General features: G+C 50.5%; 19 protein-coding genes and 3 tRNA genes. 10 read left to right on the plus strand and 12 right to left on the minus strand.

Going from position 1 to position 21,343, the window contains the following annotated elements; translation table 11 throughout:
* Position 1 precedes the first annotated feature (1 nt).
* The 8 genes from uvrC to C8R21_RS13370 all read left to right on the plus strand — a co-directional run bounded on the left by uvrC (position 2) and on the right by C8R21_RS13370 (position 5,088).
* A complete protein-coding gene (gene uvrC / locus C8R21_RS13335) occupies positions 2–1,822 on the plus strand; it encodes an excinuclease ABC subunit UvrC (protein WP_107763144.1) in 1,821 nt (606 codons plus the stop codon).
* 81 nt (positions 1,823–1,903) lie between these two features.
* Complete coding sequence (pgsA, locus tag C8R21_RS13340; RefSeq protein ID WP_107763145.1) at positions 1,904–2,476, plus strand: CDP-diacylglycerol--glycerol-3-phosphate 3-phosphatidyltransferase; 573 nt, start codon at positions 1,904–1,906, stop codon at positions 2,474–2,476.
* 34 nt (positions 2,477–2,510) lie between these two features.
* On the plus strand, positions 2,511–2,786 hold the full coding sequence (locus tag C8R21_RS13345) for a hypothetical protein (RefSeq protein WP_146162498.1): 276 nt from the start codon (positions 2,511–2,513) through the stop codon (positions 2,784–2,786).
* Between the two features lie 425 nt (positions 2,787–3,211).
* A tRNA-Gly gene (locus C8R21_RS13350) sits at positions 3,212–3,286 on the plus strand.
* Positions 3,287–3,436: 150 nt separating this feature from the next.
* Positions 3,437–3,510 (plus strand) — tRNA-Cys (locus tag C8R21_RS13355).
* A 346-nt stretch (positions 3,511–3,856) separates the two neighbouring features.
* Positions 3,857–4,246, plus strand: coding sequence for a hypothetical protein (locus C8R21_RS13360; RefSeq protein WP_107763146.1), 390 nt, complete (start codon positions 3,857–3,859; stop codon positions 4,244–4,246).
* 27 nt (positions 4,247–4,273) lie between these two features.
* Positions 4,274–4,540 (plus strand): hypothetical protein, encoded by a 267-nt coding sequence (locus C8R21_RS13365; RefSeq protein WP_107763147.1) that lies wholly within the window; start codon positions 4,274–4,276, stop codon positions 4,538–4,540.
* Between the two features lie 107 nt (positions 4,541–4,647).
* Positions 4,648–5,088 (plus strand): KGG domain-containing protein, encoded by a 441-nt coding sequence (locus tag C8R21_RS13370; protein ID WP_107763148.1) that lies wholly within the window; start codon positions 4,648–4,650, stop codon positions 5,086–5,088.
* A gap of 205 nt (positions 5,089–5,293) precedes the next feature.
* On the opposite strand, the gene C8R21_RS13375 is transcribed toward C8R21_RS13370, so the two are convergent.
* The 6 genes from C8R21_RS13375 to C8R21_RS13405 form a co-directional block, all read right to left on the minus strand.
* Positions 5,294–6,154: a DUF72 domain-containing protein gene (locus tag C8R21_RS13375; RefSeq protein ID WP_107763149.1), complete on the minus strand. Its 861-nt coding sequence runs from the start codon at positions 6,152–6,154 to the stop codon at positions 5,294–5,296.
* 6 nt (positions 6,155–6,160) lie between these two features.
* Entirely contained in the window at positions 6,161–6,502 is a 342-nt protein-coding gene (locus C8R21_RS13380) for a cupin domain-containing protein (protein WP_107763150.1), read from the minus strand.
* 318 nt (positions 6,503–6,820) lie between these two features.
* Entirely contained in the window at positions 6,821–7,450 is a 630-nt protein-coding gene (locus tag C8R21_RS13390) for a UdgX family uracil-DNA binding protein (protein ID WP_107763152.1), read from the minus strand.
* Between the two features lie 54 nt (positions 7,451–7,504).
* Positions 7,505–9,217: a hybrid sensor histidine kinase/response regulator gene (locus C8R21_RS13395; protein ID WP_107763153.1), complete on the minus strand. Its 1,713-nt coding sequence runs from the start codon at positions 9,215–9,217 to the stop codon at positions 7,505–7,507.
* Positions 9,218–9,262: 45 nt separating this feature from the next.
* Positions 9,263–9,676, minus strand: coding sequence for a response regulator (locus C8R21_RS13400; RefSeq protein WP_107763154.1), 414 nt, complete (start codon positions 9,674–9,676; stop codon positions 9,263–9,265).
* A complete protein-coding gene (locus C8R21_RS13405) occupies positions 9,673–11,601 on the minus strand; it encodes a Tar ligand binding domain-containing protein (RefSeq protein WP_107763155.1) in 1,929 nt (642 codons plus the stop codon). The genes C8R21_RS13400 and C8R21_RS13405 overlap by 4 nt, the downstream gene beginning before the upstream one ends.
* 372 nt (positions 11,602–11,973) lie before the next feature.
* On the opposite strand from C8R21_RS13405, the gene C8R21_RS13410 reads away from it, so the two are divergent.
* Entirely contained in the window at positions 11,974–12,600 is a 627-nt protein-coding gene (locus tag C8R21_RS13410) for a CHRD domain-containing protein (RefSeq protein ID WP_107763156.1), read from the plus strand.
* Positions 12,601–13,066: 466 nt separating this feature from the next.
* Here C8R21_RS13410 and C8R21_RS13415 read toward each other — a convergent pair whose 3' ends face one another.
* A complete protein-coding gene (locus C8R21_RS13415; protein WP_074709327.1) occupies positions 13,067–13,270 on the minus strand; it encodes a cold-shock protein in 204 nt (67 codons plus the stop codon).
* 570 nt (positions 13,271–13,840) lie between these two features.
* Between C8R21_RS13415 and C8R21_RS13420 the strand changes: the two genes are divergently transcribed.
* Positions 13,841–14,860: an SDR family oxidoreductase gene (locus C8R21_RS13420; protein ID WP_107763157.1), complete on the plus strand. Its 1,020-nt coding sequence runs from the start codon at positions 13,841–13,843 to the stop codon at positions 14,858–14,860.
* A 333-nt stretch (positions 14,861–15,193) separates the two neighbouring features.
* On the opposite strand, the gene C8R21_RS13425 is transcribed toward C8R21_RS13420, so the two are convergent.
* The 5 genes from C8R21_RS13425 to C8R21_RS13445 form a co-directional block, all read right to left on the minus strand.
* On the minus strand, positions 15,194–15,493 hold the full coding sequence (locus C8R21_RS13425) for a hypothetical protein (protein WP_146162499.1): 300 nt from the start codon (positions 15,491–15,493) through the stop codon (positions 15,194–15,196).
* 263 nt (positions 15,494–15,756) lie between these two features.
* Positions 15,757–17,475 (minus strand): di-heme-cytochrome C peroxidase, encoded by a 1,719-nt coding sequence (locus tag C8R21_RS13430; RefSeq protein ID WP_219906672.1) that lies wholly within the window; start codon positions 17,473–17,475, stop codon positions 15,757–15,759.
* Between the two features lie 947 nt (positions 17,476–18,422).
* Positions 18,423–19,091: a hypothetical protein gene (locus C8R21_RS13435; RefSeq protein WP_107763159.1), complete on the minus strand. Its 669-nt coding sequence runs from the start codon at positions 19,089–19,091 to the stop codon at positions 18,423–18,425.
* A gap of 3 nt (positions 19,092–19,094) precedes the next feature.
* The gene (locus C8R21_RS13440; RefSeq protein ID WP_146162500.1) at positions 19,095–20,309 is read right to left on the minus strand and encodes a DUF262 domain-containing protein; all 1,215 of its coding nucleotides are present in this window, start codon (positions 20,307–20,309) and stop codon (positions 19,095–19,097) included.
* 415 nt (positions 20,310–20,724) lie between these two features.
* Positions 20,725–20,813, minus strand: a tRNA-Leu gene (locus C8R21_RS13445).
* Positions 20,814–21,343: the final 530 nt, after the last annotated feature.

The raw sequence follows: 21,343 nt of genomic DNA on the forward strand, positions 1-21,343 counted from the left end.
CTTGCAGGCAGAACCGGTTTTCGATGCCAGGGCGTTTTGCGCCGGCCTTCCATCCCAGCCTGGAGTCTATCGCATGATGAACCCAGCCGGGCAGGTGATTTATGTCGGCAAGGCGATTGACCTCAAGAAACGTGTTTCTTCCTATTTTCAGAAGAATGGCCTGGGTCCCCGCACGCAACTCATGGTTTCCCAGATTGCGGGAGTCGAAACCACCGTTACGCGATCTGAAGCAGAGGCGCTGTTACTCGAAAACAATTTAATAAAAAGCTTAAATCCTCGCTATAACATACTTTTCAGGGACGATAAATCTTATCCCTATGTGGTCTTGAGCGGACACAGGTTTCCCCGGCTTGGCTTTCACCGTGGCCCGCTCGACAAGAAACACCGCTATTTTGGTCCCTTCCCCGATGCGAGAATGGTGCGGGAGAGCATCCAGCTGCTGCAAAAGATATTCCGCATCCGTACTTGCGAAGACAGTGTTTTCAGCAATCGCACGCGTCCCTGTCTGCTCTACCAGATCAAACGCTGTAGCGGACCCTGCGTCGATCTGGTCAGTGAAGAAGCCTACGCGGAAGACGCAAGGGATGCAGAACTTTTTCTGCACGGCAAGCAAACGGAGGTTTTGAAAAGTATTACCAGAAAAATGCATGAGGCCGCCGATGAACAGGAATACGAGCAAGCGGCGTTGTTTCGCGATCAGATCCAATCCCTGCGAAAGATCTGCGAAAAGCAATTCGTGGATAGCGGGCGAGCGCTGGATGCCGATATCGTTGCCTGCGTGGCAGAGAATAACGGTGGCGGTCGGGTGTGCGTCAACCTTGCGATGGTCAGAGGAGGGCGTCACCTCGGGGACAAGAGTTTTTTTCCGCAAAATGCAGAAGGATATGATCTCGCTGCGATAGTGGAAGCTTTCCTGACCCAGCACTACCTCAATCGCAGCGTTCCGGATATGATCATCGTGGGAGAGAAAATTCCGCGGGAATCACTCCAGGCTCTGCTCACGCAGCAGGCTGGCCATAAGGTGAGCATCAATGTGAACCCGATAGGCAGCAGGCGCGTGTGGCTGGATATGGCGGCAGAAAATGCCACCCTTGCGCTGGAACAAATGCTGGGCCGCCAGGCAAGCCAGGAGGAGCGGCTGCAAGCTTTGCAGCAGGCTCTGGATATGACCGGGTTGAGCCGGATTGAATGTTTCGATATCAGTCATACAATGGGTGAAGCCACCGTTGCCTCCTGCGTGGTTTATGACAACTTCGCCATGCGCAACAGCGAGTACCGTCGCTACAATATTACTGGTATCACGCCGGGAGACGATTATGCCGCCATGCGTGACGTGCTCTCGCGGCGCTACCATAAAATTGCTGAAGGCGAGGGCAATCTACCCGATCTGATCCTGATCGACGGGGGAAGAGGGCAGATCAACGCTGCTCACGAGGTTATGGTAGAGTTGGGGTTGAGCGATGCGAACCTGGTAGGCGTGGCAAAAGGCGAGGAGCGCAAGCCGGGGCTGGAGCAATTGATTTTCCCGGAGGTGGAAAAACCATTACAATTGTCAAAGGATCATCCTGGATTGCATCTCATCCAGCAGATTCGGGATGAAGCGCATCGCTTTGCAATTTACGGTCATCGCGCAAAACTCGGCAAGTCCCGCATTCGTTCAAGCCTGGAGCAGATCGCCGGTGTTGGCGCCAAACGCCGGCAAAGCCTGCTGGCAAGGTTTGGGGGGCTGAAAGGCGTGCGCACCGCGAGCATCGAAGAATTGCAGCAGGCTGACGGTATCAGTCGCGCGCTGGCAGAGAAAATTTATAGGGAACTGCATTGAATCTTACCGGGCCTGCAGGCTCAGTGGCCTGCAGTAGGACGCTTTCCGGATTCGTTTTTTAATGGCATATTCCCGACCCTTATGCCTTTTAATCTGCCCAATGTTCTCACCTGGCTGCGCATCGTGGCGATTCCGCTGTTCGTGGGTATATTCTATTTTCCCTCGACCTGGTTATCGCACGCCGACCAGAACCTGATCGCAACCATTATCTTTACTGGCGCCGCCATTACCGACTGGCTAGACGGTTATCTTGCGCGCATACTGCGGCAAACCTCGGCCTTCGGTGCGTTCCTCGATCCCGTTGCTGACAAGCTCATGGTCGCTGCCGCACTCATCGTGCTGGTTTACCTGAGCAGGCTGGATGCGCTCATCGCTTTCATCATCATAGGACGGGAGATCGCCATTTCGGCCTTGCGCGAATGGATGGCCCAGATCGGCAAAGGCAAGAGCGTGGCCGTTTCCTTTCTGGGGAAATTGAAAACCGTGTCGCAAATGGCGGCCATTCCGCTACTGCTATATCACGAAAAAATAGGTGAAAGCTTCGATTCGCATGAGATAGGCACCTGGTTGATCTATCTTGCGGCAATACTGACACTGTGGTCGATGGCCTACTATCTCAAGATCGCGATTCCGCAGCTGGTGAAGCATGGCTGACCAAGCCGCGATAAAGGGAGGAAGGGAGGAGAAAATGCAATCACTGTACAACCCGGATATATACCCCGACCAGGTTCGGGAAATGATATGCGAATCGGGAGAAACGGGAATCGGGATTGCCAACCGGTGGATGACAGGATGGCCGAAGAGAGTAGTGAAACTGCTGGTGGAGGATATGTACGAGGGCGCGTTTCAGTATCAGCTCTTGCAGGAACAGGATGTGATCGCAAGAGCATCAAACCTGAGCCATCTCGCGCCGATGGAAATTATCGTGATGTCGGGCCTGAACCCGGAGCCGCCAGAGGTGTAGGATGCTTTATTGATCCGGTCAGAAAATACTACGAATCTCGTCATTCCGGGCCTGACCTGGAATCCAGCAAACCGGAATCCAGTTCAAACCAATAATGGCGTGCTTTGAACGCCGTTGGATCCCGGCTTCCGCCGGTATGACGTTTGTACTGCTTGCTCGCCGACTCAATAAGGGTTTACAAAAAACAGACGAGCTTCGACCGGAAGAAACCGGCGGGAAACAGCTATCTGAATCTGTCTTGCACAATGCCGCGCTACGGCCCCGACTTATCACGCTGTTATAAGTACTCCAAGATTGCTATTCCTTTATGCATAATAGGGGCAAACACCCGGAGTTACATGCTTTTTAACCTTCAGGCGAATACTTTTGGATTATTGCTTTCTTGACAAAGATAGCGCCGCCCTTATAATGGCAGGCTGTTTTTCGCGGGAATAGCTCAGTGGTAGAGCACAACCTTGCCAAGGTTGGGGTCGCGAGTTCGAGCCTCGTTTCCCGCTCCAGTTACTGGGAAAATGGATCATTGCTGCGGTCTCTGTCGAGATTGAACTTGAGGGACTCAGGCTAAAAATATCCGTTTTCCCTTTTTGCTTTTTGTTCTCGCACAGCATGGTGCCAAAGTAGCAATACGGTCGCCGTAGATCGTATAGTAAGGCGGGGTGGCAGAGTGGTTATGCAGCGGCCTGCAAAGCCGTGGACGCCGGTTCGATTCCGACCCCCGCCTCCATCAGATCATCCAACAACACCCAAAAACCCGCCTGAGTGCGGGTTTTTTACTGCCTTCTGCGGCGCTCGCAGCAATTGAAGTCAATGCTTCAGGTGTGCGCAAGATCAAGGTGTGGGACAAAAACAGCGCGCATGAGCGTTTGTGCAAGCACTTCGGCTTATTTCGGGAGGACAATAGTCAGAAGCCGGTCGGGGAACAAAAGCTGAAAATTTCATTTATCTCTCCTTCCGATAAATTCGATAAGTAATTATATTTGCCAGTACTCGGCTCCTTATTTCAATTATTTTCTCAGTCGAGGGAGAAAAAGTATAATCTTTGCAGACCTCAAGCTCTCCAGGAGCAATAAATGAGTCTGACCCTTGAAGATGCCCTTCGCGCATACGCTAAGGCGCTCAACACTCTCAATCCTGCGCCCCTTGAGCCTATTCTTGCAGTCGATTTCCATTATTCATCACAAATGGTCTTCCAGGAAATCACATCCAGAGATACTTTTCTGGACTATTTCAGAGTGAAGCTGCAAGCAATCGAGAAATCCAAGGCAACAGTGTTCGCAGAGATGGGAAAAATGCCAGAGTATTTCCGATATGAGCCTTGTGTAGTGGTTGCACAACATGGCAAGGACAATCTGGTCGGAGTCGTTCTTGGAGAAGTCGAATCAAATCAGTTAAAACGATTAGATTTCTGTATAGCTCCATGCCCTAGCTCTGCTACTCGGACTGGCGATTATCCTAAATAGCAGCTCTTCCAACAGTATCTTGATCTTATGAATGCCAGTAACGCCTGTTTGAAGCGAAACGTGATCTTTGCGAAGGCGCGCTATGGCTATCTCCTTGCCTATCTTCGCCTGCGGAGAGCCGCCGGAATAGTGGAATTCGCGGTCTGCACGGTATTGCAGAATTATTTCGCCCATGCCAGCGACTCTCCCTCGCCAATCGATACTGCCGGAGTGAAAAACAGGAATCATTGCAACAACTTGAATAAACTGGACTATGTATGCTTCCGAACAGAGCAAATGTGTTTTCCAGGCTAGGATAAATCATTCTCTGCTTTTAACTTTAACAAATTGAGATAAGAAACCCTCCCGGGTGGCTTGTCAGAGGGAGGTTTTAAAAGTATTTGATAATTTGGAGGCATGGCATGGTTGCAGATAAAGAGCGAGGAAAAAGCGGTGACAAGCGCGGTTTTGCTTCAATGGATGCAAACAAGCAGCGTGAAATCGCCAGTAAAGGCGGCAAGGCGGCTCATTTGAAAGGTACTGCCCATGAGTTCGATTCTGAGGAAGCACGCGAGGCGGGCAGGAAAGGGGGCCGGGCGGCTCATCTGAAGGGCACGGCGCACGAGTTTGATTCGGAAGAGGCGCGCGAGGCGGGCAGAAAAGGTGGCAAGGCCGCGCACGAGAAGGGTACGGCGCATGAGTTTGATTCCCAGGAAGCGCGAGAAGCAGGGCGCAAAGGCGGGGAATCACGTGGAAAAGTCGGTTCACATGCTGAGCATGAGAAGGAGGCCTCATACTCGTCGCAAAGTGGGAAATCCGGGCAGCACGGCAAGGATGACAGCTCAAATCACACTAACCGGTAGAGCCTTCTACATCGTTGCCTGAGGGGGACGGTCTTTTCCGTATTCGCCGTGAGTAGCGGGCTACCCTTCGGCGAGTTGTTCTGATCATCGTTCATCTTTCGACTTGCTCAGGATGGATGGGGAAGATAGAAGGGCTCGGAGCTCGAACCCCAACATCTCGTGTCATGAAATAAACGCGAGAACGTTCCTGGAACTCATTTCTTGGCTAAAGCTTGGAGATCAATGATTGGGCGTCGAAAGGCGCTTTTACTTTGATACTGTTATCGAAGTAACAGTAGATGTCGCGAGGTATACATGGCGGTTGATGCGGTGAGATGAGATGCGCGTCGTCGGGTTGTAAACCTTCGCGCCAGAGGCGAATTCGTTGCGCCCAACGTACCAATGCCTCCTCGGTATATCCGCTCGCATAAATTTCCTGATCACCATGCAGGCGAAGATAGAGGAAATCTGTCGTTACGTCTTCACGGTAAGGCCATTTTCTTGCGGTATCTGCAATGACCAGTGCGATATTGTGCGCGCGCAGGAGTTCTACAAAGGTTTCATCGAGGAAGCTGTCGTGCCGTATTTCAACGGCATACCGTAGAGGGCGTTTTGCGCCGATCGCCAGGCGTGCGCGGCCTGTCATGCGTTTGTCCCGGCGGCGGGCCAGATGCAGAGCCTGCTCTGTATCTCGTGGCAGGAGGTCGAAAAACCTCCTCATTCTGTCCTGATCATAACGAAAATTGGGTGGAAATTGCCACAGGATGGGGCCGAGTTTTTCCCGGAGATTGAATATTCCCGAAGCGAAGAAATTGGCGAGTGGAATGTCGATGTCGCTCAGGCGCCGGATATGCGTGATGTAGCGCGATCCTTTAACGCTGAAAATAAACCCGGGGGGAGTGTCGTCATAACAGCGCTGGAAGCTGTCCGGTGTCTGCAAAGAGTAGAAAGTTCCGTTTATCTCGATAGTCGGCAATATCCTGGCAGCATATTCAAGCTCACTGTGCTGGGGAAGTCCGGGTGGATAGAATACGCCGCGCCAGGGCGGATAACGCCAGCCGGAAATACCGATACGCGTCTCGCTCACTCGCTCTCAACTCCGTCCACGCGACAGTTCTTCCCCTTCAGTCGTATATGCAGGGGGAACATAAAAGTTGAGTGTTCGGAGCAGGTCTTCTCCCGTATTGCGGATTTCATGCTCATCGCCCCGCTCGATGAGCAAAAGGGAACCCTCCCCCAGGCGATAGCGCTTATCATTTATGGTTGCAATACCCATTCCCGAAACGACATACAGCCACTGGTCAGCACCGCGGTGGCGATTATGTGGGCCTCCTTCAGCCTTTCCTGGAAGCAAAACCATTTCAGCCGCCTGCGAACTCGGGTTACCAAGAACGATGCGAAATCCGATTTCGAACTGCAGATTTTTCCGTTTCATCCATTTCTCCCATCTCATCCATTACAGAAATTTGACAGCAGAAAAACAACGCCGTTTCGCGAGAAGGGGAGGAGCTGTTGAGTCAGCGAGTAAGCAGGACGAACGTCATATCGGTGAAAGCCGGTATCCAGCGGCGTTCAAAGCACGCTATTATTGGTTTGGGCTGGATTCCGGTTTGCTGGATTCAGAGTCAGGCCCGGAATGACGAGATTCATAATATTTCTGACCGGATCAATAGGGGGATAAGGGGAGGCAGGGGGAAACGGGGAAGGGTTAAGCAGAATGGCCGAGCGAACAGGGCCATTGTCTCAGTGTAACTCAGCCGAGAAAGGGCTTTGCCAGCTTGAGATCATCCACGAAGCGCTCGTATTCTTCGTCCTTGTTTTCCTCCGGTACACGCAGCAGGAACGAGGGGTGGACCGTAATCAGCAATGATACGTCCGCTGCGTATTCGAGTAATTTTCCCCGGTTGACTTTGACAGGGGTGGGGCGGCCCAGCAGTGAGCGAGCCGCCGTGGCGCCCAGGGCAATGATCAGACGGGGCGCTATCAGTTCAATTTCGCGTTGGAGCCAGGCATGGCACGCCACGATTTCGGCATCGACCGGTTTCTTGTGCATACGTCGTTTGCCACGTAGTTCGAATTTGAAGTGCTTGACGGCATTGGTAACATAGACTTCTTCTCGCGATAAACCGACTGCTGCCAGCGCATGCGACAGAATCGATCCAGCCGGTCCAACGAATGGATGGCCTGTAATATCTTCACGATCTCCAGGCTGCTCCCCGACGAGCATGATCGATGCGCGCGGGGAACCTTCTCCGAAGACAGTCTGCGTGGCATGTTCCCAGAGGTGACAGGCGTGGCAATTCGTGGCTGCTTTACGCAGGGAAGCGATGGTGTTTCCAGCGTGTTCAGCAGGATGTGAAGTGTCCGGTAGAGGCGTTTTCATCTGCTGAAGAATGGACAGGGTCAGGGGAAAGAGGAGAGGGGTGCTATCTTAATCTTAACCTTCAGTACTAAGTTCTTCGTTTTTATCTGCATCGGGTGCAGCCTCGGAAGCTCCATCGACGGTGAGTTCAAACCAGAACACACTGCCGACACCGACGGTGCTTTCCACACCGATTGTCCCGCCCATTAGTTCAACCAGTTGTTTCGTCACTACCAGGCCAATGCCCGTGCCTTCCACAGACCCCGTTTCCTGTCCGAGCCGGTTGAATTGCTGAAAAAGCTGTGTCAGTTTTTCTGGCGGCAATCCCGTCCCGGTATCGCGCACACTTACGCGGAGACGTCCGGACAGTGTCATAGAGCAACTCACTTCGACTGTGCCACCCTCGCGGTTGTATTTGATTGCGTTGGAAAGAAGATTGATCAGAACCTGCTTCACCCGCGTTCGGTCGGCCTGAACGAAGAAGCCCATGTCCGATGATGGCGGAAAGATCAGTTGTATGTTTTGCTCCTGGGCCTGCGGCTCGACCATGGTCCGGGACTCGACCATGACCTCTCCGATGCACATCGGTTCCTGCGCAACAATCAGCTTGCCGGATTCAATTGCGGCGAGATCGAGGATTTTGTTTATCAGTTCAAGCAGATACCATCCTGCAGAATTGATCTCCTTGAGCATGGTCATTTGCGTGAATGTCGGCGGCGGAGAACTCGATTCCATCAATTGGGCAAAACCAAGCATGACATTCAGCGGCGAGCGCAATTCGTGGCTCATGCTGGAAAGAAAATCTGATTTTGCCAGATTGGCTTTTTCCGCCTCTGTCTTGGCTTTGATCAGTTCCTCTTCGATCAGTTTGCGGTGAGTAATATCGCGCCGCAGCTCCTCGTTCACCCGCGCCAGTTCATCGGTGCGCTTAGCCACGAGTTCTTCGAGACGAAAACGATGCTGCTTCAACTCCTCTTCTACCTGTTTGCTTTCAGTGATATCAACCAGGATACCCTGCAGAAACAGTGAGCGTCCCGATTCATCCCGCACGACATTCGCCTCGTCGCGGAACCATAAGACTCTTTCATCCTGAGCAAGCAAACGGTACTCACAACGCAGAGGGGCACCCGTTGCGCGGCTTTTTGCCCGTTCCTCGAGTGCGTGCGACCGGTCATCCGGATAAATTTGTGCAAGCAGGATGGCCGGATCGTTCAACCATTGTTCTGCTGAAAAACCAAGCATATTGATACGGGAGCTGACGAAGAGGAAACGGTTGCTCCCATCCAGTGCAGCAATGTAAACGATTGCCGGAATGGTTTCGACCAGGGAGCGATATTTGGCCTCCGCCTGGGCGAGTTTCTCTTCCGCCTGCTTTTTTTCCAGCCGCATCCGCCGGTCGCTCAGTACACGCTGGATAATGGCGGGCAATAATTCAAGGTATTGGTGCTCCAGGTCCTTGATCAGGTAATCCTTCGCCCCGCGCTTCATTGCTTCTACCGCAATGGTAGCGTTGTCCGTACCTGTCAGCATCATGACCGGGATGGAGACATCGCCACTCTCGTCGGTCAGCGCCGCCAGAAACTCAAGACCATTCACATCCGGCAAGTGGTAATCGAGCAGGACGCAGTCCGGCTTTTGCTCATAGGCAAGTTGCAATCCCTCCCGGCCTGATTCGGCTTCGGAAAGCACGAACTCGTAGTCCGGGTCCCGGGCAAGGGCACGTCGACACGCCATACGATCCACGGCATCGTCTTCGACGAGTAGAACGCGAATCAGGGGTTTGGTCATAAGTGGATGGGCTTTCGTAAAATCAGGGAGTTGATTGAGCCTTTATCATGGCATCTCGCTGATGGTCCAGTAAGCATCGATGGAACGCATGACTTCGACGAATTGACGATAATCCACCGGCTTGGCCATATAACCGGCCACACCGAGGTCGAAGCTGTTTATCTTATCCTGCTGTTCCTCTGATGTAGTCAGAACTACTATGGGAATACGCTTCAGCTTGTCATCATTTTTAACCGCTTTCAGGAATTCGAGACCGTTCATGATGGGCATGTTCAAGTCTAGCAAAATGATGCACGGCTTTTCGCTTGCCGGCTCCTGGAGATAATGAACAGCTTCCTCACCATTTTCCCGGTGGACGAGCGGGTTCGTTACGTGAATCTCTTTTAGAGCACGAACGACCGTCATTTTATCTACTTGATCATCTTCCACCAGGAGAATGGGTCTATTAGTTATTTTCACGCTGCTGTTCCTTTGGTTGAATTTGCGACTGCTACTGCTTTAGGGAGAGTAAAGAAAAAAGTTGTACCCTCACCGGGCGTGGATTCCACCCAGATATTGCCACCATACATTTCCACGATTTTTTTTACCAGAGTGAGCCCAACCCCGGTGCTTTCTACCCGGTCTCTTGGCGCAAGCGTCTGGAAAAGCTGAAAGATTTTTTCAAAATGACGGGATTCGATACCAGGGCCATTATCGCTGACGCTGAACCTCCAATGTTGGCCCTCCGCAACGCAGCCAATACGAATTTCGCATTGAGGCTTATCCATGTATTTGATGGCATTTGAAAGCAGATTCTGAAATATCTGTTGGATGCGCGTTGGCTCTATCACTATGCTTGGTAATGTATTTTCGACGGTAATGGTAACATTTGGCGAAGGGGCAATGAAATCTATCACATCACGCAGGACTTCATCGACCTTCACCTCTACAGGCGCTTCTCTGACCCGCCCCACACGTGAATATTGCAGGATACCGTCGATCAGGTTCCCCATACGGTGGACTCTGCTGACAAGGAGGCGCATATGCTCCCTGCCTTCATCATCGAACTTATCGAGGTAGTCAGTAGAGAGCCAGTCTGCAAGTGCGCCAATTGCGCGCAGCGGTGCTTTCAAATCGTGTGATACCACATATGCGAAACTTCTCAACTCTTCATTGGCGCTTTCCAGTTCGGCCATCAGTATCGCTTTCTGTTCCTCTGCCTGTTTGCGTTCACTGATGTCACGCAGAATGACGACGAACATCCGGTGCTCCTGGCTATGCATCTCAGTCACAGAAATATCCAGGGGAAACGTTGCACTGTTTTTGCGCAACCCTATAACCTCATTCGTTTTTCCGGGCACTTGCAGTTTTGTATTTTCCTGGTAATTCTTAAAGTAATCCGTCAGTTGACCGTGTTCAGGCCGGGGGAACAGGAAGCCGATATTTTGTCCGATCAACTCACTTTCGGAATAACCGAAGATCCATTCCATTGCCGGGTTGCCGGTCTGGATCGCGCCCTCTTCGTCAACGGAGACTACACCCACAATCAGGTTATTTATCAAGGCACGTGTATTTGCTTCGCTGGCGCGAACCTGGCCGATCGTTTCCACCAGGCTGTCGCGCATTTCCCGCACGGCCTCCGTCAATTGGCCGATTTCGTCATTCGACGGATGAACCTCGATTTCCTGCTTCAGATTCCCTGCTGCCACGCCGCGGGAGATTCGGACGACGTTCTCAAGAGGCTGAAAAATCGCACGGATGAACATGAGGCTGAACACCACCGCCAGCAGCAGGGCGACGATTATCGAAGCGATGAGAATGGCGCGGATTGTCTCGTACCGACTCTGTTCCTGGTCATATTCTCTCTTTGCTTCATCGACCTGCAGCAAAACAAGGGCGTCTATGCTTTCGCCTACTGGCAGGTACAGCGGGCGGATCTTTTCCACAAGTATCCTGTTTGCTTCGCCGATTTTATTGGCGCGCAACGCGGCTGCTGCAGGCAAGAGGCCCTCGGTCACATATTTACGATGATCTGCGTCAAATTTAGCCGCCAGCTTTTTTTCCACGGGAGTCAGACGAGTGCCTATATACTCTTCCCAGGTTTTATTGATTTCCGCAATATTCTTCTCAACCTTTGCGGTCTTGTCCCTGATGATTTCAGGCGTCGGTATTACCAGCGCAGATGTGACGGCGAGCCGGGTTTGCAGCAAAAGTGATTCAATATATCCCACCTGGCTCAGCGGAATCGCTCTGTCATGATAGACAGTCCTCAGTCCGTCTATTGCATGGCTCATGCCGAACAAACCAATCATTCCCATTCCCAGCAAAAAGGCGACTAGGTAGGAAAGGGTAAAGATCAGGCGTGATTTGATCGTCAGGTTTTTAAATGTCAGCTTTTTGAACATATGACCTGCAAGGATTCGAAAAGGTGATACTGAAGTTTTCTATTGCACAGGGAGTTACAAATATACCCCTATGAACCTCATGTGAAAAATATCTTTTAATCCGACAACCCTGTTCACGACTCATCCAGGGAAAGACCGGTGGGCAGCAGGAAATTTATGATCCGAATATGTGGATCAGCAGGTGGCGTAAGTCCCTGCAGGCGTCCATTGGGTACTCGCACAACCAAATGGCCTATTCCTATTGAGAGGCCCTCCTTGATATGTACTATATTTAGGTAGCGTTCCCGGATCGGGGGTATTTCGCCGGGCGATGCTCTAGCTGTTAATCTGGGATTGAGATGCGCTGGAATTCAATCTTAAAGGAGGATAGTCATGAAACTCAACGTTTTGGCTGCGGGATGTCTGCTCACGGCGGCAGTAGCTATGCCAGCTGTTGCGCAAACCACGGTTTATACAGCGAACCTTACCGGTCCCAATGAGGATCCGCCGAACTCTTCTCCAGGTATCGGTACGGCAATGATCACCATTAATCAGGATGCGGGGACGATGCGCGTGGAAGAGAGCTTCAGCGGACTTACGGGAAATGTTTCCGCCTCGCATATCCACTGCTGCACAACCACGCCGCATGAGGGACTGGCGGGAGTCGCCACCGTAAGTCCCACGTTTACTGGCTTTCCCTCCGGAGTCATGGCAGGTGATTACGATCACACCTTTAATATGCTGGATGCGTCGAGTTACAATCTGCCATTCCTGAACGCGAATGGCGGAACTGCTCAAGGCGCCTTCGACGCATTGGTTGGGGGAATAAATGATGGCCGCGCGTACGCGAATATTCATACGATGCCCGAGTTTCCAGGCGGGGAGATTCGCGGTTTCCTGGCTCCCATACCAGAACCCGAAACCTATGCGATGCTATTGGCCGGTTTAGCGATGGTGAGCATGATGGCATGGCGTCGTCGTCTTCTTTCCTGCGAAGATAGCGGCGTCAGGATAGGCTGAACATCTGCTGCCGAGTAACTGAATGGAATAATTTTGAGAGCTGGCTGTAAACAGGCTTTCTTTGTTTCCAAGGTAAGATAAGGTAAGGGAACCTGGTGATCCTCAAGGATTGAGGATAGCGCTCGGAGCCGAAATCGAAGGGCATAGATGCCGTTTTTTCTCGTTTATTAAATTCGCCGGATGGGGTGGTGGCGCGTAACCCCTAACTCATTCGCTCGCCTTTCGAGCAGTGAGGTAGAAGAATGATTTTTCTGCTCACCGTTCAAAAGCAATTACACAAAAACAACTGAGTTTTCGTTCTCTTTTGGCTATTGCGGCAATCTGCTCCGAGCCTTGAGTTATTGCGTGCGCTCTCCCTGATCTGGCTGAGCGCCAGTCAGTCAAATAGAAATAGCATACGAATCAGGGAACTCTATAATAGGATTACACGCTGGCACGAATATTCCGCCCAGCGTGCAATCCAATCTTACGCAGCTTGAATGTTTGATGCTTGCTTGCCCTTTGGGCCTTGCGTAACCTCAAACGTTACTTTTTGTCCCTCTTGGAGCGTTTTGAAGCCGGACATGTTGATTGCGGAGAAGTGTGCGAATAAATCTTCACTGCCGTCAACAGGGGTAATAAAACCAAATCCTTTTGCCTCATTGAACCATTTTACTGTCCCAGTTGCCATTTTTTACTTCCTATATATCAGTTAAAAAGAGACCTCATCTTCAGGTCTGAGCGCATTCTGACAATCCCTGAATGAGAAATATGTTCGCTACCGTACCGTACAGTCCATGCACTCCGTTAGATCGTATATTTTTTGGATCATTAGCGAGAGAGCAAATCTTTCTTGATGCCATAACTTTGATCAGTGCAGGAAACCTAAGCTGGGACTCAAGCTCCAGCAGTTATCAACAGACCTATCCACGCTAATTAGGGAAAACTTCCATTAGCGATTAGCGGTATTCGCCGAGCCCGACCAAGTGCTCATCGGCGCTTGAGCGAGACTATAGTGCATCGAGTATCAGATACCCCTGCACGGCATATCATCATGATGGGGATCAAATACCTGAATGTGCCTAATGCACGGATGGAATATATGAAAAGAGAAGTCCCGTATATCCGCATCGGATGAATTATTGCTTGTTTTCGTGGTTTTGTTCGATATCGGTTCGCAACGAAACTGTTTCCGGATTGCTCCCGGAACTGGCAAAAACTGATCGGAAACTGTCCCAGCAATTTTCTCAGGAGAACAGATATGAAACCAGAAGACAACGCCAGCGCCGCACGGCGCCAGTTTGTGGGCGGCATGACAACCGGCCTTGCCGCAGCATTTGTCTACCCGGCCTTCGCGCAGCAAGGGCAGCAAGAAAGTCCTCCCGGCTCGCTACAAGGGCCCAGCCAATCCCGTAAACAGGATCCGAGAACGCAATACCCTATTCCCCCTTTCCCGCCGCAAAAGCAGGAGCCTCCCGGCCTTGTAAGCAAGATGATACCGCGGCCTGATCACGGCGAAACAACCTACAAGGGCTCGGGCCGGCTAGTGGGTAGAAAGGCACTTGTGACCGGTGGCGATTCGGGCATTGGCCGCGCCGCTGCCATCGCCTTTGCACGTGAGGGTGCCGATGTCGCGATCAACTATCTCCCTGTTGAGGAGTCCGACGCTTGTGAGGTCGTGAACCTTATCCGGGTGGAAGGGCGAAAGGCGGTCGCGATCCCTGGCGATATCCGGAACGAGGATTTTTGCTCCAGGCTTGTGGCCAACGCCGTCCGGGAGCTGGATGGACTGGATATCCTTGTCAATAATGCAGCCATGGCTGCCGCGCAGCCCTCTATCGTCGATCTTACGACTGAACAGTTCGATTCGACCTTTAAATGCAACGTCTATGCCATGTTCTGGATTACTAGAGCCGCCCTGCCGCATCTTGAGCCCGGAGCGGCGATCATCAATACAAGCTCTGTTGAGGCTTACAATCCATCCGATGCGTTTCTCGACTACGCGCAGACAAAGGCGTGCACCGTTGCCTTCACAAAATCGCTGGCAAAGCAGGTAGCCGAGAAGGGTATACGGGTGAACGCGGTGGCGCCGGGACCGTTCTGGACCCCGTTGCAGACGGCTGGATGGGCAGATCTCAGCAGGTTCGGTAAGGAGACTCCGCTTGGGCGCCCCGGCCAACCGGCGGAACTCGGCCCCCTGTATGTCTTTCTCGCGTCGCAGGAATCAAGCTACGCAACTGGACAGGTGTACGGTGCTTCAGGCGGGGAAGGATACCCCTAACGCAGCTAACAAGGCCAGAAGCAGAGCGGTCGACCTTCTTTCAAGTACCGAGGTTTCTTATGCCGGGCACCATTTACCGATGTATCAGGACGGACATGATGCGCATGTAAATTTCCCAAGTGCGAATTCTCCCCCTCACCTGACCCCAATCGCAGATTACTTGTTGCCCTTTTAATGGTCTTGCTTACATCTGCTTCATTATTCCTCATTATTCCATACGCGAGCCTTGATATCCATTGTCATTATCAGAAAATAAAAAGGAGTTACAAGTAGATGCTTGTAACTCCCCAATCTATTGTTGTTTATGCTGGAATTGAAACTACGATCAGGGGATTATGAGCCCTTGGCAAGGGTGGCAGCGGCCCATGCCCGGAGTCGAAACCTGTGCCCTCCCCAGGAGCTTGCTGCTCGTAACCGCTGCGAGCGGAGGTGATCTCTTCGCCGGTGCTCGTTCTGCTCCTGCAGCGCTTGCAACTGCTGCTGTTCCAGCAGCATCTGTTCGTACCTTGCATGTCCGGGGCGCTGCAAATCCTGCAAACCGTTGTACTTATGTTCGATGCCAGAATGCTGTGCTTGAACTCCCGATGAGAGTGCGAAAAAGCCTCCTGTCAGGAGCGCCATCGCAAGTTTCATTTTTTCCTCCAAGGATGTGAACGCGAGATAATTTACGGATTGCATGATTGCATTCTAGGCCGTGGTCAGGTGGGAATAAATTGTACTTAAGTACATGTTCTCTTAATAAAAACGCTCTCACTTTCGCTTGAGGGGGATTAGGGTTTCGAGGAATTGATTGCTGCCAGAAGAGAAGGGTTCATCACACGGTAAGGGAAGCGCGATGAACCCCGGAATATAAGAGAAGAAGATGATATGGATTTGGAAATGAGCGATAAGATGGGCTAAAGTATTTTGAGATATTCCAGCAGCGCTTTTTTCTCTTCAGCCGAAAGCTTTGTCCCAAACTCATGGCCGCAACGGCTGTTTCCGGAATTTCGATCACTGCAATCCGTAGTTTCCAACGTGTAGTCGAATTTATTCTGTTGGGCGGCCAGTCCTACATTGACAATATCGTAAGCCGGACCAATCTTGAACGAACTGATCCTTTCAGCCGCAGGCTTCAGCAACTCTGCCAATGTCGGAACTGATCCATTATGAAGATAGGGAGCAGCAGCCCAGATACCCTGGAGGACGCGTGATTCATACGGATAGGACGGCTTGGCCTCGACCGGGCGCGCAATGAAAGCCTCTCGAAGAGACTCTGTCTCTGGCGGGAAGGGAGGTTGCGCGCTCTTCGCTCCAACTTCCTCTTCAGTTTTCATGAGCACGGGAACATAGTGCTGGAGGATAGAGCCGAGAACGGATGTTCCCAGGACATTGAAGGCCGTATCCACGGGTTTGAGCGGGCTGGCGAGAAATGGAATCTTCGCACCTTCAAGCACACCTGTCTTAACAGTCCGTGCAAGTATTTCATATTCTTTGGAATCCGTACCGACATCCATGAGGGGCGTAGCCCAGGTTTTGCGATCCCGAAACCGTGTTTGCCCTGGCTTAATGCCATGGCAATCCGCGCAACCACCCTGCTCGGTCTTGCGGGCGAAGATTTCCTTGCCTTTATCGGCCAATGCCTGATCTATCTTCCATGGCCATTTAGGGGGGCTGATTTTTTTTACCAGATCTTCCAATGCCTCCAGACCCTGGAATTCAGCCGAATTGTTGGCCAAGTAATCAACCCCCAGTAGACGCCATTTATCCTTTTTAGGGTGGAAAACTCCAAATACGCCGTAAACCTCACCGAGATTTCGGGAGAGGGCGAGAATATCATTTCCATTGCTGGCGAAACCGGGCCATTGTGTCTTATCCTGGATCGAGGCATTCCAGAGGAATGGGTAGCGTACCGGTGCAACGGCTGGTTGGATGTTTTCGGGAATCATATACGTCGGTGGAGAACCGATATCGAGGCCGGCCAGTCGGTTGAAGATCATCGATACCGCGTCAAGCCGTGCCGGGCCCCAGGGTTTTGCCGGAAGTGCGCGCTCGATCAACGTGTGGTAGGGTAAATACCAAGCTTTCACCGCTTTCTGCAGCTTTTCCTTGTCCTTCGAGGTTGCTGACGGGCCAAGGACGGCGCGTGCAAAATCCGTGAACGCTTGCTTGTCCGTCAAAACGGCTTTCACCGCGGCATCGAGATCAGCCAGAAAACTCTGGAAATCGACGATTCCCGGTCCGCCGTCGATCAGGTATGCGGTACCGTTGACCTCGATCTGACGCGTATGACAGGCAGAGCAATTCATGCCGATTTCCTGTCCTTCGCTTCCACTTGCAACGGTGAATCCCACGGGTAATCCAGCTGGTTTGCTGGTCTTATTGGGAAGGTAGCCATATCGGCCCAGGCTTTCAGCCATGAACGGTTGGCCGTCTGCTTGCTTCAAGGCGGATATCCAGCGCAGCGGCATGATACGAGAGCCCTGATCGCGACTATAGAAATCCTTTCGGGCAGAAGCTGTCCACTCTGCCCCCTGATCAATGATTACCTGTTCGGCTGCCGAAGAAACCGGCGGCACGAGCAAAGCTAGTGTGGACAGGAGGCTTCCAATCCAGGATAGGAACTTGATTTTCAATTTTTATCTCCCTTTAGATTATATTTTGAGGCTCGTCGTGCCCTTGCTACCCGTATTGCATAAATGATTTTGCCGATTGAGCGATGAAATGTGCCGATAAGACCGTTACTGGGTCAACGGCTATCAATCCTTCGCAACGCGGACCTGGGTAATATTGACGAACATTAGAAACATCCTGACTGCTTGAGCTGACTGATGTCAGATATCAACTGGATGTTTGGTGGTACGTTGCGCTGCGTTTTTAATTGCTGATTTCGATCCGCCCTCCGCCACGAAGGTACTGCGACCTTGTTACCACCCCCTTGCGGAAAGGGGGTAGAAGAACTCATCGCTGATAACTGGCAATACAGCCGCAGGTTTCGGCCTGCTGATTCGGATCAGTGCTTGGGAAGGGTGGTAGAAAGTATGGTTGCGTGAAACAGGAGGTGATAAGCGAAAAAGAAGAGTTTTATCCCCCCTATTCAAGCTTTGGGAGGAAGTTCTATTGGTTTATTCGTATTTTTCACGAATAGCGCACGAACGAGGAGTCTCCTCAGAAAAAGAAGGATTAAAGACTGAATCAATAAACAAAAACCTGCCGAGGCCGGTTAGGGAGGGGAAATATTTGAAAGGCTAAACTTAAGGCTGTCTACTGCGTCCTTTACGATTTTCTTGGCGTCTCCATATTTCTTCTGGGCTGATGGCGGAGGTCGAATCATAGGGACGGTTAAGCCAAGGGATATGTAATCCCTTAGATTATATTCATAACCATATATTATGGTTATGTTTTCTTTTAAAACTGAAAAATTGTCACACTATTGGTACAATAAGAGCAACAAAGCAATTAACAGTTGATTAAAAGATCGATTTTGCGGAATAAAGCATTTCTGAAACCACTTCTCCACCTTAAGAGACCAACTTTGGTAAAGGGTTTACGGAGGATGGGGTAGCAGACATAAGCAAGCTTTTTATGTCGCAAGTGGAATCCCAACTATTAGTGTGTTTATTTCTGTATCAAGAAATTCGATTCCCGGCATGAGAGATTCTACTCGCTTTAACTCTTCTGCCGGGTTGATTCCCTGCTTGGCGGTCATTTTGCCAGAGGTGTGAGCTGCTAAACCACGTAGGGCTCCGAACGATTCCATTTCAGCTAAAAAGGCTGAATCAATCTTTTTAGGCTCGATCCCGATAGGAAGGAGCATTGATAGCAGATTTTTTTCCTTAATTCCATGATTGCCACTTCTTATAAATTGATGAAAATCAGATATCACAGGAAGAAGTCTTTTGTCGATGTCCACGAGAGATGGCCATGTCTTACGCTTATTATCTGTAGGCGCCTCAAGGGTCGGTGGTGGTAATGACATTTCCCTTCCACTAAACCCTAATAAACAAAAGGCGATGTGAGATACGCGTCTGCCACTTTCCCACGCTGAATGCGCAAGAGTTGCCGCTTCTAAAGCTCGATCCTCAAAGAAGGATTCGATCTCGGCATGTGCAAGAACCCTGTAGGCCAGAGACTGAATGGCTACACACTCGTAGTTATCATAAGTTCCAGTAGGGTCAAACTGATCGGGCAAGAGATGAGTGCGCAAGAGCCTAAGCTGATCTTGCAATTGCAAAAAACGCTCCGAAGGCATAGGTCACATCCTGAAGCCTTCAAAAGAAATTCTCATTTTAAAATTTTGGTCGTTCTCTGTCGCATCGCGGAGGCTTGGCAATTCATAACTGCATTCAATGGCACCACTCAGCTCTTTGCCCCACATATAAAGTCGCGAGAAGGTATTTGGCACACCTGAAGTGTTGCTTTCAGAGGCGTCAAGAAAGGCCTGATTAGAAACTATCCGATCATACGCAGCGAGAACTGCCTCTGGTTTTTGTTCCATTGCTGCCCGAATAATGTCATTGGCGGCATAAAATACCAGGGCATCAAAAATTCCCCTATTGAAAGATGCAGAGTTCGCCTTTCGAGCAACACGGTTCTCTCCAAATATCTCAATAAGCGCGCAAACTGCTTTGTTAAAGGCTTCAACGGCTGCTTCTACTCTTGGCTGTTGATCATGCCAAGCGCGATTCAAGCGATCACACGTTAAATCTAAAAAATCCTTCATTCGCCCCCCATACTCTGATAGAAAGAAATGAAATCCCAAGAACCGAACTAAAAGTTCGACATCTCTCATTCTCGGATCTGATTGGCAGCCAAGAAGGATATGCAGAGGCTCAGAGGTCACCGCTTTATCATCAACAAAGTCTGAAAACTCGCCTGGGAACATTGCTTGACGCAATTCTTGAGGGGACAGCTTGACGCTACCAGTGTTTAATCTGAGGAAAACCAGGTGAAGAAAGTCATAGTTAGGCCAGTTTCGGATCACCACTGTTCGAACTGTGTAATTCAAGAAGGCATTCAGATCGTCTTCAAAAGCAGGTTCTTGTAAATTTTCAAATCTCTTTTTAGTCAGATCTACTCTTGCTTCTAGTCCTTGGAGGCGAAACTTGTTGTGAGGACCTTCGGCATTTCCTGTGAACTGCAAAAGCGACAAGAGCCGCTGCTTTCCATCGAGAACGATATACTTTCCTCGCTGACCTTGCTTCTCTGCTAGAACAATCTGAGGCACAGGGAGACCGAGAATAAGCGACTCAATAAAAGAACTCTTGCGCCTTATAGACCATGCGTCCCGTCTTTGAAACCGGGGATTCATCTCGATATTTCCCCTCATTAGCTGGGAAACGACCGTCTCTACCGTCCAATCAGCAGAGTGAAGTACTGCTTCTGAGAAATGCTGTGTCTGTGCAAAATCTAGCTCGGCGTCCAGCTCTTCCACAAACTCAATATTTCTTTCCAACATGTTTGTCTTCAAGAATTGACTCCACCATATATCGCAACTGCTTAATTATTTTTAGGAAACCGTTTCCCAGCACATAACTTCCCCCCTCTCTACCAGAGACTTGTCTTGTTGGCAGACGAGGGCGAGCACAGCTGGGATCGATAATTACATATCCAACAATACGGCTAAGACAAAGCCGTACGTTAAAGCATTTTATTTTAGGCTTGCTATCGCCCGACAACCAATTGGACTTAGGTACTAAGGCGGTGACAAACAAATGATGGCAAGGCATTTGTCATTCCCGTCTTCATGACGTCTAAGGTGTGAGCCCTTCTGGGGAGTATGATGAGCAGACATGAGCAATTAGCAGAGTGTGCCAATTGTGTGCCAATGGGAAATAATAAATCAGTAGATAAAGCCTGGTTAAGTATATAAGTTATTGATTTAATGGTGCCCGGAGCCGGAATCGAACCGGCACGGGCGGTTAAGCCCGAGGGATTTTAAGTCCCTTGTGTCTACCAATTTCACCATCCGGGCGGTGAACTTCTTCTTTGCTATCAACCCTTTAAGGTTTAAGAAGATTGTACTGCAATCGTAATTATAACCTGAAATTAGACACTCACTGTGCACAGATTGTGTATCGGTTTATCATACAATCAATCCAATAATCTTTTATTAACAAGGGGGTAGCAGGGGGGCAGGGGTGCCTTCTGTATAGTGCATTGCAACAAAATAAAATCTAGCAGAAATGCATAGAATCCGGAAGCTTGTCTTCCTATCGAAGGGACTAGGCAAGCTAGTCTTGTCAATCATTATTGATATCTGACACTTGTATTGCTATCAGCTTATTTCCTACTTATTGTGTTTTTAGCAGGGCAGAACAAGCCCCTACCCTTATCTATCCCTTTCTTCTTCGGGTTTTCCCCCGGTTTCACGGACACATCTAAAAAGGCTGATAATGAGTCAGGAGGTGTGTCATGGCAAGGCGAAGGAAATACGCAGCGGAGTTCAAGCAGGAAGCGGTACAGTTGGTTCGATCTTCAAATGTTCCGGCAAGCCAGGTTGCG

The organism is Nitrosospira multiformis (assembly GCF_003050865.1).
GTDB lineage: Bacteria > Pseudomonadota > Gammaproteobacteria > Burkholderiales > Nitrosomonadaceae > Nitrosospira > Nitrosospira multiformis_E.